The organism is Methylobacterium sp. 001424705 (assembly GCF_059816145.1).
On record NZ_JCBANU010000024.1, the window covers coordinates 1 to 11,735 of the forward strand.

The 11,735-nt window shown below is 63.6% G+C and carries 17 protein-coding genes and 1 pseudogene; 15 read left to right on the top strand and 3 right to left on the bottom strand.

Annotated features, from left to right (window positions below; all coding sequences use genetic code 11):
• Window positions 1-71 precede the first annotated feature (71 nt).
• A pseudogene (locus AC6EUL_RS17295) lies at window positions 72-353 on the bottom strand (transposase); the annotation flags it as partial.
• A gap of 1,005 nt (window positions 354-1,358) precedes the next feature.
• On the opposite strand from AC6EUL_RS17295, the gene AC6EUL_RS17300 reads away from it, so the two are divergent.
• Genes AC6EUL_RS17300 through AC6EUL_RS17320 form a run of 5 tightly spaced genes read left to right on the top strand, consistent with a single transcriptional unit; the run spans window position 1,359 to window position 5,200 of the window.
• A complete protein-coding gene (locus tag AC6EUL_RS17300) occupies window positions 1,359-1,607 on the top strand; it encodes a hypothetical protein (protein ID WP_499871542.1) in 249 nt (82 codons plus the stop codon).
• Complete coding sequence (locus tag AC6EUL_RS17305) at window positions 1,604-1,834, top strand: hypothetical protein (protein ID WP_499871544.1); 231 nt, start codon at window positions 1,604-1,606, stop codon at window positions 1,832-1,834. Before AC6EUL_RS17300 ends, AC6EUL_RS17305 begins: the two co-directional genes overlap by 4 nt.
• Window positions 1,831-3,243, top strand: a complete 1,413-nt coding sequence (locus AC6EUL_RS17310) for a replicative DNA helicase (protein WP_499871546.1) — start codon at window positions 1,831-1,833, stop codon at window positions 3,241-3,243. Before AC6EUL_RS17305 ends, AC6EUL_RS17310 begins: the two co-directional genes overlap by 4 nt.
• Complete coding sequence (locus tag AC6EUL_RS17315) at window positions 3,243-4,175, top strand: DUF1376 domain-containing protein (RefSeq protein ID WP_499871548.1); 933 nt, start codon at window positions 3,243-3,245, stop codon at window positions 4,173-4,175. The genes AC6EUL_RS17310 and AC6EUL_RS17315 overlap by 1 nt, the downstream gene beginning before the upstream one ends.
• On the top strand, window positions 4,175-5,200 hold the full coding sequence (locus tag AC6EUL_RS17320; protein WP_499871550.1) for a hypothetical protein: 1,026 nt from the start codon (window positions 4,175-4,177) through the stop codon (window positions 5,198-5,200). Before AC6EUL_RS17315 ends, AC6EUL_RS17320 begins: the two co-directional genes overlap by 1 nt.
• An 87-nt stretch (window positions 5,201-5,287) precedes the next feature.
• Here the strand turns inward: AC6EUL_RS17320 and AC6EUL_RS17325 are convergent, their stop codons facing one another.
• Window positions 5,288-5,542 carry a hypothetical protein gene (locus tag AC6EUL_RS17325; RefSeq protein WP_499871551.1) on the bottom strand — a complete coding sequence of 85 codons (255 nt, stop codon included), beginning with the start codon at window positions 5,540-5,542 and terminating at the stop codon, window positions 5,288-5,290.
• Between the two features lie 246 nt (window positions 5,543-5,788).
• Between AC6EUL_RS17325 and AC6EUL_RS17330 the strand changes: the two genes are divergently transcribed.
• From AC6EUL_RS17330 to AC6EUL_RS17375, 10 genes are all read left to right on the top strand, one after another.
• Window positions 5,789-6,034, top strand: a complete 246-nt coding sequence (locus tag AC6EUL_RS17330) for a helix-turn-helix domain-containing protein (protein WP_499871553.1) — start codon at window positions 5,789-5,791, stop codon at window positions 6,032-6,034.
• A 79-nt stretch (window positions 6,035-6,113) separates the two neighbouring features.
• A complete protein-coding gene (locus tag AC6EUL_RS17335) occupies window positions 6,114-6,338 on the top strand; it encodes a helix-turn-helix domain-containing protein (RefSeq protein ID WP_499871555.1) in 225 nt (74 codons plus the stop codon).
• Between the two features lie 2 nt (window positions 6,339-6,340).
• The gene (locus AC6EUL_RS17340) at window positions 6,341-7,078 is read left to right on the top strand and encodes a hypothetical protein (RefSeq protein ID WP_499871557.1); all 738 of its coding nucleotides are present in this window, start codon (window positions 6,341-6,343) and stop codon (window positions 7,076-7,078) included.
• 124 nt (window positions 7,079-7,202) lie between these two features.
• Window positions 7,203-7,553 (top strand): hypothetical protein, encoded by a 351-nt coding sequence (locus AC6EUL_RS17345; RefSeq protein WP_499871559.1) that lies wholly within the window; start codon window positions 7,203-7,205, stop codon window positions 7,551-7,553.
• Between the two features lie 162 nt (window positions 7,554-7,715).
• Window positions 7,716-8,318 (top strand): hypothetical protein, encoded by a 603-nt coding sequence (locus AC6EUL_RS17350; protein WP_499871561.1) that lies wholly within the window; start codon window positions 7,716-7,718, stop codon window positions 8,316-8,318.
• On the top strand, window positions 8,315-8,572 hold the full coding sequence (locus AC6EUL_RS17355) for a hypothetical protein (protein ID WP_499871563.1): 258 nt from the start codon (window positions 8,315-8,317) through the stop codon (window positions 8,570-8,572). The genes AC6EUL_RS17350 and AC6EUL_RS17355 overlap by 4 nt, the downstream gene beginning before the upstream one ends.
• A gap of 263 nt (window positions 8,573-8,835) precedes the next feature.
• Entirely contained in the window at window positions 8,836-9,303 is a 468-nt protein-coding gene (locus tag AC6EUL_RS17360) for a Ros/MucR family transcriptional regulator (protein WP_499871565.1), read from the top strand.
• 108 nt (window positions 9,304-9,411) lie between these two features.
• Entirely contained in the window at window positions 9,412-9,909 is a 498-nt protein-coding gene (locus AC6EUL_RS17365; protein ID WP_499871567.1) for an HAD domain-containing protein, read from the top strand.
• A 252-nt stretch (window positions 9,910-10,161) separates the two neighbouring features.
• Window positions 10,162-10,899, top strand: coding sequence for a hypothetical protein (locus tag AC6EUL_RS17370; RefSeq protein ID WP_499871569.1), 738 nt, complete (start codon window positions 10,162-10,164; stop codon window positions 10,897-10,899).
• 51 nt (window positions 10,900-10,950) lie between these two features.
• Window positions 10,951-11,205: a hypothetical protein gene (locus AC6EUL_RS17375; RefSeq protein ID WP_499871571.1), complete on the top strand. Its 255-nt coding sequence runs from the start codon at window positions 10,951-10,953 to the stop codon at window positions 11,203-11,205.
• Window positions 11,206-11,246: 41 nt separating this feature from the next.
• On the opposite strand, the gene AC6EUL_RS17380 is transcribed toward AC6EUL_RS17375, so the two are convergent.
• Window positions 11,247-11,699: a very short patch repair endonuclease gene (locus tag AC6EUL_RS17380; RefSeq protein WP_499871573.1), complete on the bottom strand. Its 453-nt coding sequence runs from the start codon at window positions 11,697-11,699 to the stop codon at window positions 11,247-11,249.
• Between the last annotated feature and the right edge of the window lie 36 nt (window positions 11,700-11,735).

An 11,735-nucleotide genomic window follows, 5' to 3' on the forward strand; every position in this document is an offset into this window, starting at 1 on the left:
GAGCTCCACAGGACCGTTCACGCGCCGAACCAGGATGCGCACGAAAGGGAGTTGACCGATGAACCCCGAATAGAGAACAAGTTTCCCGAAGCTGCCTCCTTCAAGATGAGCTTCTCCAAAGTCAGGTCGGAGATCGCCCGACGAAGGCGCTGGTTTTCTGTCTCCAGGGACTTCAGCCGCTTGACCTGGTCACCCTTCAGGCCGCCATATTTGGAGCGCCAGCGGTAATACGTGACCTCAGTCACCTCAATAAAGCGGACTGCTTCGGCGACCTTGCGACCTTGCGAGACCAGAACATCAACTTGGCGCAGCTTGGCGACAATCTCTTCAGCCGTGTGCTTCTTCCGTCCCATGACAACATCCTCCACATGGCTCGAAGCCATACCTCAGGGAGGACCACTTTTCAGGAGGCAGGCCAAGGGCATCGCCAAGGATGCCGCCGGCCGGCCCGTCTCCGCCGTCAGCGTTAAGGCGGTGGCTTGGTCGCTGGAGGGTGCCCTGGAGCGCGTCATCGGAGACCTGGAAAGCGGATCGCTTTTGTCCGATGTCTGCGATGCTTGCGGGGTAGACCGCTCGGCCTTCGGTGGCATTACGCGCCACAAGCGGGTAGTGACCGCGGTCCTGCAATACGGGCGAGACAGCGCAGCACGATCGTGACAGGCTTATGCCCTCGCAGTGCAAGGCGAGGCATAGACATGCCGGATAGACCTGTTCTTATCTCGGTAGGCGCAGTCAGCTTCCCTCTTGAGAGACTGGTAGGGACGCCACGAACACCCTTGGGTGTTATGGACTTTGTGGTGGCGCTTCTGTCCGACCCCACTCGCCGGAATCAGGGCAGCGCGGCAAGCGACCTCCACTGCAATACATTATCACCCTACTGTACGACCGCCGCGCGGTGGGGCTTGGAAGGCGGCATAGACAGGGCCGTCAGCATAGACGGGATCGACCGTGAAGCACCGGGCCTCAGCGAGCCCCCATATGCACATCGGCGCCGATTGACGGAGGCTGTCTATCAGTTGTTCGATGTTCCAGTGGACCGCTTCAACGATGCAGCAACACACCGGTTGGTCATGATGGAAGCTCGCGCCCGCGATTTCCACGTAGCTTTAGCGACAGCACATGAAGAAGACGGCTCTTCAGCCCGTCAGGTATAATCAGAAAAGGGAACTGCAGCTCAACTGCAACCCACGCCTCAAACTGCTGGGCTGCTAAATCACCTAAGTGATTAATATGCTTGGTGGGTGCACAAGGGTTCGAACCTTGGACCCGCTGATTAAGAGGCCTCTGAAAGGCTAGCAGTCTCAACGACCATTTCGACAAATTCCCTCTTCGTTCCTGCATTGTAGGAAAAGGGAAATTTGGCTTTGTCGAAACGATTTCGCCCCTCTCGTCCCCCTGCTGAAAACAAGAACGCCGTCGCGGGGGTGAAGGCCCGCAACGGCGCTGATGAGAAGCCCTCGGGGAAGAACCTCGGCGCAAAGAATACGGCGCAGCGCCCTCCCCTGGCAAGTCGGCTCGTCGCGCTGATCGGTCGAGACGGCACGGTTACCGCCCTCTTCAACCGGCCCGATGAGATGCGCGCCTTCCTGCAGGGAGGCCGAGCATGAGCGACCTTCGCACCATCGCCACCGTCCGCAAGAACAACTTGGAGGAGATCCGGGTCAGCGTTGCCATTCATGCCGGCTACGCCCTCGTCGACATGCGAGTGTTCTCGGCGCCCCGCAGCAGCCACGGTGAGCCTGTGCCGACCAAGGCCGGCATCTGCGTCGCCAAGGCCAAGCTTCCTGAGCTCATCCTGGCTCTCCAAGCCGCAGAGCGGGAGGTGTCGCGATGACAGATTCCGCCAAGGGAACCGACGTGCGGCCTCCGCACGCCCTCGAGTCCGAACAGGCCCTGCTCGGGGCGATCCTGCACAACAACGATGCCCTGGACGGGGCTCGGGAGCACGTTCAGCCAGAGGATTTCTTCGAGCCGATCCACCGCCACCTCTTCCTGACGATGTGCGATCGTCGCGATGCCGGGGAGGCGATTGATCTCGGCCTGATGAAAGCAGTCCTCGGGGACGCCGACCTGGGTAGCGGCCAGACGGTCGGGGGGTACATCGTCCAGCTGATGCGCGGCGCCACCACCATCAGCGGTGCGCCCAGCTATGCCCGCCTGATTGCGCAGGCAGCGCGGATGCGGCGCGTACTGGAAACCTCCCAGGCCGCAGTGACGGCCATGACGTCGGGCTCAGTGCACAGCCCGGTCGAATATGCTGCCTGGATGATCGACGCCTTGGACGAGGTTGTCAGCGCTGGTCTCGTCGAGAGCGCTCGTCGGGTTACCCTAGCTGAGAGCGTCACCAGTACTCTCGCCCGGGTAAACCAGACCCGTATGGGCAGAGCGATGCTCGGGGTCCCCTTCGGCGTGCCGAAGCTCGACACGACCACCCTCGGCATGCGTCCCGGTCAGTTCGTCGTGCTCGCTGGCCGGCCGGCTATGGGGAAGACCACGGTCGCCCTTCATATCGCTCTCACGGCAGCCCGCCGGAGTGGTGCCGTCGGTCTCATCTCGCTGGAGATGAACGCCGAGGAGTTGTCCGAGCGCGTGCTCTCGGCCTTGGCCTACAATCCGCGGGAATGGCACCAGATCACCTACCGGGCGATTGCCGAGGCACGAGGGCTCTCCGAGGCCGATATGGCTCGGCTCCAAGAAGCGTCAGAGGCCTGTGCCGACATCCCACTCTGGATCGAGCAGCAGCCAGGCCAAACCCTCTCGCAGATCTCCGCGCGGGCCCGGCGGATGAAGCTGAAGGCCGAGCGCCAGGGCATCCCCTTCGCGGCCCTCATCGTCGATCACATCGGGCTCGTTCGTCCGTCCAAGCGCTACTCGGGCAACCGGGTGCAGGAGATGACGGAGATCAGCCTGGGCCTGAAGGGGCTGGCGAAGGAACTTGGTATTCCCGTACTCGGCCTGAGCCAGCTCAACCGCGAGGTGGAGAAACGCCAGGACAAGCGCCCAATCCTGGCGGACCTGCGCGAGAGCGGATCCATCGAGCAGGATGCCGATGTGGTGCTCGGGTTGTACCGGGACGCCTACTACCTCGAGCGCAAGGTCGACCGCACCGACGTCGAGGAGGATCGCCTCGCTCGCTGCCTGAACACTTTGGAGATCGAGATTCTGAAGCAGCGCTCCGGCCCCACGGTCCGGGTCGAGTGCTTCTGCGACATCGCCTGCAACGTTCTGGCGGAGGCGCGCTGATGAGCCAGCTCCCGACTATGCCGGTGGGCGTCGACCGCTATCTGGCCGACACGGCGCACCTCACTCTGGAAGAGCAAGGCGTGCACTTCCGCCTGCAGATCTACGCCTGGCGCTCTCCCGGCTGCTGCCTGCCGGACGATGACACACGGCTCGCTCGCATGCTCGGAATCTCTCTAAAGCGCTGGGCCACGCTGAAGCCCTCGGTGATGGCGCTCTGGGCCCTGAAAGACGGAACTTGGGTCAACGATCAGGTCGCGCGCGAGCACGAATTCGTCACGGGTAAAGTCGAGAAGAAGCGTGCCGCCGGGAGGCTCGGCGGCCGGCCTAAGTCATTGCGGAATAACGATGAGGGCAAAGCATCAGGTTCTGAAAACGGAAAGCAGAACGAAAGCGAACCGAAACCAGCTACAGCTACAGCTACATATACCCCTATAGTCCCCAAGGGGACGGACCCGCCGGGCTTCCCTGAGTTCTGGGCTGCCTACCCGAAACGGGACGGCGATAACCCCCGAAAGACGGCTGCCAGAGCCTACGCCAAGGTCATCCGGCAGGGTGCGAAACCTGCGGCACTCATGGCCGCCGTGAAGGCCTACGCTGCCGAGCTCTCGGCCAAGGACCGGATCGGCACCGAGTTCGTGGCCCAGGCCTCGACATGGCTGAACCAGGAGCGGTTCGACCGCTTCGCCCAGAGTGCTGGCGCCGACGGCAGCAGCGCTTCAGCCGATCCGGCCGCCTACCTCGCCACGCTCTCGGCCGACGACTGGCGTGGGCATCTGCGGCGCTGGAAGACCACCGGCGGCCAGTGGACGCTGGCGCAGAGGACACCGCCCCCCGACGATCCTCGGACGCTGGTCCCGGCCGGCGTGCTCGCCGAGTTCGGGATTCTCCACACGGCACGACCGAGCCTCACGCTGCTGACGGGGACAGGCTGATGGCTGCCGGACTGGAGACCTTCGCCAAGGTTCGCGCCCTTCACGATCGCACCGACAGCCCGGGTGAGAAGACCGCGGCGATGCTGAAGATGCAGACCCTCGCCCGGAAGGCCGGGATGAGCGTCGAACAGGCCATGTCCACTTTGGACACCCCGAAACCCAAGGCCCAAGCGCAGGCTGCGGCCGACGCCTTCAACGACTTCTTCAACACCCCCGAGATGCGGGCCCAGCGAGCCGAGCGCGAGCGTGAGCGGGCAGCCAAGCGCAGCGTCCTGCTTGCAGAATACGGGTCCGAGGATGCCGTCTGGGCCGACACCGAACGTGAGACTGCCCTGCGTCGAGCCTGCGAGCCCTTGCTTGGCTCGGGTGAGACCTGGAACACCATCTATCGCCTGGACGGATGGGGGTCCCTCGACTCCCGCTCGCGGATGCCGGAGAGCGTCCGCCAGGCGGTCACAAGGGCATGGCCCTTACCGGCGACGACTGCGGCCGCGTGGGCGGAGTACGAGGCTGCGGAGAAGCGGGACAGCGACCGGTGCGCCTTCGATAGGGACTACTCGCCCCATCTGTGGGCCGACGCGCGCCGCTACGTCCTCGAGGATCTCTGCCAGTGCCTTCCGGCCCGGTCCCTCAACGACATCCGTGCACGGCTCTCCTGGATGGAGCATGTGGCCCGGCTCGACATGGCGCGATCATGGGAGGAGCAGGAGCCAGCCTTAAGCACCCTCCGCGCCGACATTGAGCGCATGGGGGCTCGTATCCGGGACGAGGCTGCACCCGTCCAAAGTGGACAACGAGGTACGAGGGAGCCGGTGAGCTCCCCCGATCCGGGGACCTCAAGCCCCCCCGTCCAATCTGGACACCCCCGCCGTACCAACGCCGAGAAGCGCCGCGACGTGCTGGCCCTGCTCGATACCGAGAACGCCGGCACCGCCCCTCTCACGGATCGTGAGATCGCGCGCAGAGCAGGTGTCTCTCCGCAGACCGTCGGAAACATCAGGAGGCGCAACTATGTGGAGGGTTGAGGCAAGCTTGCTGGACTGCATAACCATGCACCGGAGCACGAACGGCAACGCAACCGGAGTGGTCACCTCAACCCGCCTCGATGAATGCTACGAAGCCTTAAGCTCGATTAACTTTCGGCCAATGTTGTATAGGCGCTTATCATCCTCGTGGGCACACCGCGTGAGGTTCGCGATCTTATGGTTATCGCGCTGTCCCATTTTGTACGCTTCGATAACGTGCGCCATCTCCTTGGCGTCGCCTTTGCTGAAGGCTTCTTTTAATTCGAACCGGCCTTTCACGTCTTCGCCCTGGTTCAAGCTCCAGTCCAAGTCCTCTTTAACTGATTTCCAGTTTGCGGACATATTTTCCTCCCTTGCCCCAGTCGAGGCAGAAACGAGGATACGCCGCTTTTTTGCTTAGTCGACCTGCCAAGGGCTGTTTCGTTTAGCCCAAGCTTTGTGACCTGATCTCAGTGTCATCGATTACCCGAGTACCTGTTGGAGTGCGTACCAATGCAGACCCATACCCGAGAGACCGATAGGCGCAGCGCTGCGGTTACCCACTCCGGTGATAGCCGTTGCCTAATCCCGTTCGATCGCCGCGAGGGCATGACAACGGCAGAAGCCGCCGAGCAGGCGAACCGCACTGAGCGAACGATCCGGATGTGGTGCCGAGACCATGACATCGGCCGGCGTGTCGCTGGTGGTCCCTGGCTCGTGTCCCGGGTCGCCCTCGCGATGTACCTGAATGGCGACGCCGCTGCCCTCGGCGCCTACCTCACCGGTGACCGGCGAAGCTCCAGGGTCTGGCCGTACTTCGCTGCTGAGGGCCTGGAAGAACTCGCTTTCGGGTGACGGATGCACGTCGCGGAAATCGTGACGTATCGCCCAGACAGGACATGCCCGAACCTCCTCAAACACCTTGGAGGTTTCGATGCAGAGCGAAGGCAAGTCCAGCAGCACCCTCACGATCGATGAGGCCGCTCGCGAGAGCGGCGTCAGCCGCATCCAGATCTACGTGGCACTCGGCGCCGGGACGCTGGTGGCCCGGAAGTTCGGCCGACGCACCATCCTGATCCGTGAGGAGTGGGAGGCCTTCTTGCGCAATCTCCCCGTCGCGAAGATCAACGTGCGGCCCGCTCGAAAGAAGGCTGCTTGACCATGGCCAAATCCAAGCCCGTTACCGCTGGAACCGCCGAGATCGAGCTCGCCGGTCTCATCACCACCCGCACCAACCTGCAGGCCCGTCAGTCTGCCCTGGCTGTAGAGGTCGAGAAGGCCGTCGCGCTGCGCCGCCGACTGCTGATCGAGGACAGTGACAGCAAGGCCATCGCCGAGGCCGAGCGCGCCTGCCGGGAGATCGAGGGTACGGCCTACGGCATCACGGATGCCCTTACCGAGATCGAGCGCCGCATCGCCGAGACGGAAGCCCGGATCGAGGTGGCCCGGGTCGATGCCGAGCGCGAGCGTGTTGCCGGTGGGCTGGAGCAGAACGCCAGCGACATCGAGGCGGCTACCGCCAATCTGGCCAAGGCCCTGGCTTCTGTCGCCAAGGCGCATGCCATGCTCGGCATCACCATCAGCGGTGCGGCAGCCGGCCAGTTCGATCCGATCCAGGGACCGGCCGGCCCCGTAGCCATCGCCAACGCCCTCCTGCTGCAGGGCTTCGCCCAGGTCATGCCCGATTTGGAAATCCACGCGGAGGTGAACCCCTGGTCGATGTACAGCCGGCGCACCCTGGTCGAGGGCAGCGATCCCATCGCCATCGCCACCGAGTTTGGCCAGCGCCTGCGTGAGACTGCCGGCAAGGTCCGCAGCCGCGAGATCGAACCCAGTCTTATCGCCGACCAGGATTTCGCGCCCATGCTGGCCTTCGACGCCCAGCGTCAGGCCGCCTGATCCGAGATCGCCGGGGGTTCATTCCTTCACCCGGTGAGGCACCCGCGGCGGCGAACCTGGCTTCGGCCAGGACCGCGGGTGCCATCCCTTCCTCCTAAGACGATGACCCGTAGGAGACAGACCCATGGCCCTCTCAGGCGTACACATTGCCTGCGCTTACGTCGGTGGACGGGATGGAGAGATCACCCAGGGCATGCTGCTCGTGGGCGCACTCATTTGGTCCCGCACCATGGCGGCACCTGGGGTGACGGACGCGGTGGTCCCGGGAGCTGGCCAGTTTCCCAATCCACCCTTGGCCGATGCGATCTTCGAGGTCCGTCCGAGCATCGACATCTACATGGCCTGGGGACCGAACCCGGATGCCAGCAAGGCGATGGGCATAGCCTCAGGGACCGGTCGCATCTTCATCCCGGCGGGAGAGACCCGAGACGTCTTCGCCAACCGAGGCGACCGGGTCGCGTGGGTGGCCGCGTGACCACCCTGGGCCCGACCCTGCCTAAGAGCCCCCCCCCCGCCGACCCGTCAGGGACCCTGGGAGGCCAAAACGTATACGGGTGGTCGGGGCCCCCAAACTTCCTAGCGCCAGGCACCAAATCCGAGGTACGCACCTATGCCCGAAGGGGTCTCTCAGCGGCAGTTGGCCAAGATCCTCGACGTCACGGAAGGGGCCGTGCGCAAGGCCATTTTGTCGAAACGTATCAAGCGTTTGCCAAACGGTCTTATAGATCCAGTCGCGGCGCGATCTGCCTGGAGTTCAGCCACAGACCCGGTGCGTACCAAGGTGCGTACCTCGCCCAAGGTACGCACGCGAGGTACGCACCCAACCGCGGAGGTGGGTACCGAAGCGGATGCCCGTGAAGCCGTCACGCTGATCGCCCGCATCCTGGCCGAAGAGGGCATGCGCGACGATGGCAAAGGGATCGACTTCGGCAAGGTTCGCACCGCCGAATTGATCCTAAAGGCCCGTCAGCGCGACCTCGATCAAGCGGAGCAGGAGAGCACGCTCGTTGATCGAACTGCCGCGGAGAAGCTGTTCTTCGACTTGGCCCGCGAGGGACGAGACGCTTGGTCTTCCTGGCCGGCCCGGGTTGGCATCTCGATGGCGGACGAGATCAAGGTCGATACGGCAACCGGCAAGGTCGATCCTCGCAGCCTCGTCCAAGTCCTTAGCACCTACGTCCGCCAGCATCTCGCCGAGATGGGCGAGCCGGCCGACCCGGAATGGAAGGCGCCGAGATGACCGATGACACGATGCCCCTCGCGGAAGCCATCCAGCGCGCGCGATCTATGTTCCAAGCGGAGGCCAACCGCATCTTGGAGTGGGCAGAACGCGCGGTCGCCGAAGTCGCCGAAGACCGCGGTCTAGATCGAACAGCCGCCGCCAGCATCGTTGATGCGATTGCCACGAGGCGGATCGCTGAGGCTGGCGAGCGCACTCCCGTTCTCGTCCATCAGCTTCGCTCGATCGCTCGGCCTGCGCCGCGATTGCACTGAGTCAATTACCCCCCTCAGCACCCAAAGGAATCCATCATGCAGAAGCTCGCCCCGACGATCACCCAACCGACGTGGCTCGACCTCATGTCCTTCGGGAATAATAGGTAATTGACGCGGCTTGCAGGCGCTCTCCGCAGCCGTCGACTACTGATCTATTTTGCGCATACCTGGTATGCCCCAGGCTGAATTACAATTTATTCATTTGATTGCAGGGGAGATTTGCGCCATTCGCCTGGGACGGGGGCCTTCATGTGAAGAATGCCATGTCTGAGAATACCGAAATGCAGACCTTGAACTTCGTAGAACTGACGGGCGACATCGTCGCTGCGTATGTGTCGAATAATCCTGTGCGCACGTCCGATCTGCCAGAGATGATCCGCACCGTCTATTCCGCTCTCAACGGCCTTGCCACTGGCAGCACGCAGGTGCCGGCCGAAGCCGAAGTCGAGAAGCCGACGGCCGCGCAGATCCGGAAATCTGTGACGCCAGACGGCATCGTCAGCTTCCTGGACGGCAAAGCCTATAAGACCCTGAAGCGCCATCTCGGCACGCACGGGCTCGACCCGCAGGGCTACCGCCAGCGCTTCGGTCTCTCGGCTGATTATCCCATGGTCGCCCCGGCCTACGCTGCGCAGCGCTCGGCCCTGGCTAAATCGATTGGCCTTGGCCGGGTCGCCGACCGCGGAGAGGGCGAGCGGCCCCGGGCGCAGGGCCGCAAGCGGGCCGCCTGAGGCCACGTTGGCAGCAGGACCAAGCGCACGCTAGACGGCTGGGACGCCGCCCTGTAGCCCCTTCGGCTGCAGATGCGGGGACTCCGCACGCGACGGAGTTCAGGGTTCTTGGACGAGCATCGAGGCGCGGAGCAGCCCACAATCTATCTCGACGTGGATGGCGTCGTGACGACGGTCGGCTATCAGCGGCAGGTGGGCAAGGACAAGCTGAACCCGGCGCAGATCGCCCGTGTCGCCGCGCTGGTCCGGGAGTTCGACGCGCGGGTGGTGGTCTCGTCGACGTGGCGCGTCGCCGATTGCCGCCCGACCCTTGTCGAAGCGGGACTGCCGAAGAACTGCTTCCACCCCGATTGGCGCACGGCCATCCTGCCGACGAGCCGCGATCCCAAAACAGGTGGAATGCTGGCCGCCGAGCGGGCCGGGCGCGGCGACGAGATCACTGAGCACCTGCTCCGAAACCGCATCGCGGACTATCTCATCCTCGACGATGTCGAAGTCGGTCCCGCCCATGCAGGCCGGCATGTCAGGCCCGATGCGGAGCGCGGCCTGTGTGACGCCGACAGCGTTCTGGCGCGATCCCTTCTGGCGCAGGCGAAAGCGGCCTGACGGATCGTGCGACTGGACGGCGCAGGCCGTTTGCCCACGCGTTTACGCTTCCGTAGCACTTGAACTTTCCGGGGCCTCGCGTCATTGCATGACAGCGGTGTGACGGTCTCGTTCCACTGCTCCCGACATCGACACGGTCACACTGACCTTCGCTGGACCTGCCCGTCCGGCCTGCTTTCGTGGTGCGGCATCCCTGTCGCGCCACAGGGTGCGTCGCGTCGGATCTTCGATCGGCAGGAAGGAGTGACTGCGATGTTGGGACTTTTGAACCGGAGCCGTGTCGTCAGTCCCTCCCTTGCCGCCTTGGGCATTGTCGAGCGCTCGGCCGCCAAGGCCCACGCGTCGCTGATCGCCGCGGGCTGGGCAGAAATCGGTTACGGCTACCACGGCTCCGTCCACGCACATCAGGAACATCCGGACGTCGTCGTGCGCCTCGCACGCAAGGCCGATGGCTTCGGCGACTACGCGGCCCTCCTCCGTAAGGGGTTCGTTGGCTCCGACGGGCCGCATGCCCCGCGCGTCCACGACCTGTCTGTTAGCCGCTGCGGTGCTCTGATGACGGTCGGCTCGCGGCTGGCCAACCCGACTCCCGAGACGTGGTGGTTGCCCTACGCTCATGCTGTTCTTGCGGACCAGGCCGGCGCGGCGATGGATGAGGGCGTGCGCGAGCGGTTCAAGGCGGAATGGCCGGCGTACGAGCCTCAGGTTGATCATCCGAGCTTCGACGGCATTCGCGAGGATTTTAGAGCCGCATGGCCGGGCTACGAAGCGTTCGTAGCAACTCTCCGGGCCGTAGCTCCCCGCGCGCTCGATCCGAACATCGGCAACGTGCTTGTCGGCCAGGATGGTAGCCCCGTGGTCAACGATCCGCTCTGCGACGACGGATTCGGGCTGTGGCGCTCGCCACTCTCACGGTTGACGACACGCTTTGTGGACACCCTTCGCCGCGTCGCAGGCGCATCGTTCGGGCGAGCGCCCGCGGCCGCCTGAGCTTTATCCCCTCAAAGCGCGCCATACCAATACCTGGAGACCCACGCCGCCGTGCGGCGGCTCGCCGAGGCCGACGGGATGCTCGTGGCGGAAGAACTCGCTTCCACCATCTTGCGCACGGTCGGCTCACTCGCCGCCGGGCGCATCCTGAAGCGCGGCATCGAACGCTACATGGAGGACCGCATCGTCACCCTGCGCCGGGACGGCGTTCAGGAGCACGAAATCAGCGTCTACGGGCTGGCCTACATGGTGGCGGTCTCGAATCGGATCTTGACCGCCGGGACTGGCCAGGATGAAGCGATTTAATCGTAAGGTTTCTAAACCCCTTGCAGTGCGACACCGCAGCCTTAGATAGTGGGCGCAAAAGGGCCGGTGTCGCCCGTGCTCCCGGGTGGTCCAAGAAAACCTATAAGAAGCTCCTGCAAAGCATCAAGATCTGATATTTGGCATTCCCAAATAACAAGCACCTTCCATCCGGCAGCTAAGAGCGCCTGCTGGGCCTCCACATCCCGGGCAACATTACGCGCAAATTTATCGTCCCAATACTCACGCCGGCTTTTCGGGATAGAGGCATCTCTGCATCCAAAATGTCGGTGCCAGAAGCACCCATGTACAAAAACAATTTTGCGTCGCCTCGGAAACACGAGATCCGGATTTCCAGGCAAGTCCTTGCGATAGAGACGAAATCGATAGCCGAGTGAGTGCGCGAGCTTGCGGATCCGCATTTCGGGCTTCGTGTTCTTCGATCGGATTCTGGACATGCAGCGGCTACGCTGGGTAGGCGTCATCACGTCTGCCATTTGCCGTTTCCCACTGTTTTCGAAGATAAGGGATGG

Bases quoted from the DNA above. Each gene is read 5' to 3' on its own strand.
- AC6EUL_RS17360 (WP_499871565.1), top strand. From the start codon at position 8,836: ATGTCTGAGAATACCGAAATGCAGACCTTGAACTTCGTAGAACTGACG.
- AC6EUL_RS17345 (WP_499871559.1), top strand. From the start codon at position 7,203: ATGGCCCTCTCAGGCGTACACATTGCCTGCGCTTACGTCGGTGGACGG.
- AC6EUL_RS17310 (WP_499871546.1), top strand. From the start codon at position 1,831: ATGACAGATTCCGCCAAGGGAACCGACGTGCGGCCTCCGCACGCCCTC.
- AC6EUL_RS17370 (WP_499871569.1), top strand. From the start codon at position 10,162: ATGTTGGGACTTTTGAACCGGAGCCGTGTCGTCAGTCCCTCCCTTGCC.
- AC6EUL_RS17325 (WP_499871551.1), bottom strand. From the start codon at position 5,542: ATGTCCGCAAACTGGAAATCAGTTAAAGAGGACTTGGACTGGAGCTTG.
- AC6EUL_RS17330 (WP_499871553.1), top strand. From the start codon at position 5,789: ATGACAACGGCAGAAGCCGCCGAGCAGGCGAACCGCACTGAGCGAACG.
- AC6EUL_RS17315 (WP_499871548.1), top strand. From the start codon at position 3,243: ATGAGCCAGCTCCCGACTATGCCGGTGGGCGTCGACCGCTATCTGGCC.
- AC6EUL_RS17340 (WP_499871557.1), top strand. From the start codon at position 6,341: ATGGCCAAATCCAAGCCCGTTACCGCTGGAACCGCCGAGATCGAGCTC.
- AC6EUL_RS17305 (WP_499871544.1), top strand. From the start codon at position 1,604: ATGAGCGACCTTCGCACCATCGCCACCGTCCGCAAGAACAACTTGGAG.
- AC6EUL_RS17380 (WP_499871573.1), bottom strand. From the start codon at position 11,699: ATGGCAGACGTGATGACGCCTACCCAGCGTAGCCGCTGCATGTCCAGA.
- AC6EUL_RS17355 (WP_499871563.1), top strand. From the start codon at position 8,315: ATGACCGATGACACGATGCCCCTCGCGGAAGCCATCCAGCGCGCGCGA.
- AC6EUL_RS17320 (WP_499871550.1), top strand. From the start codon at position 4,175: ATGGCTGCCGGACTGGAGACCTTCGCCAAGGTTCGCGCCCTTCACGAT.
- AC6EUL_RS17335 (WP_499871555.1), top strand. From the start codon at position 6,114: ATGCAGAGCGAAGGCAAGTCCAGCAGCACCCTCACGATCGATGAGGCC.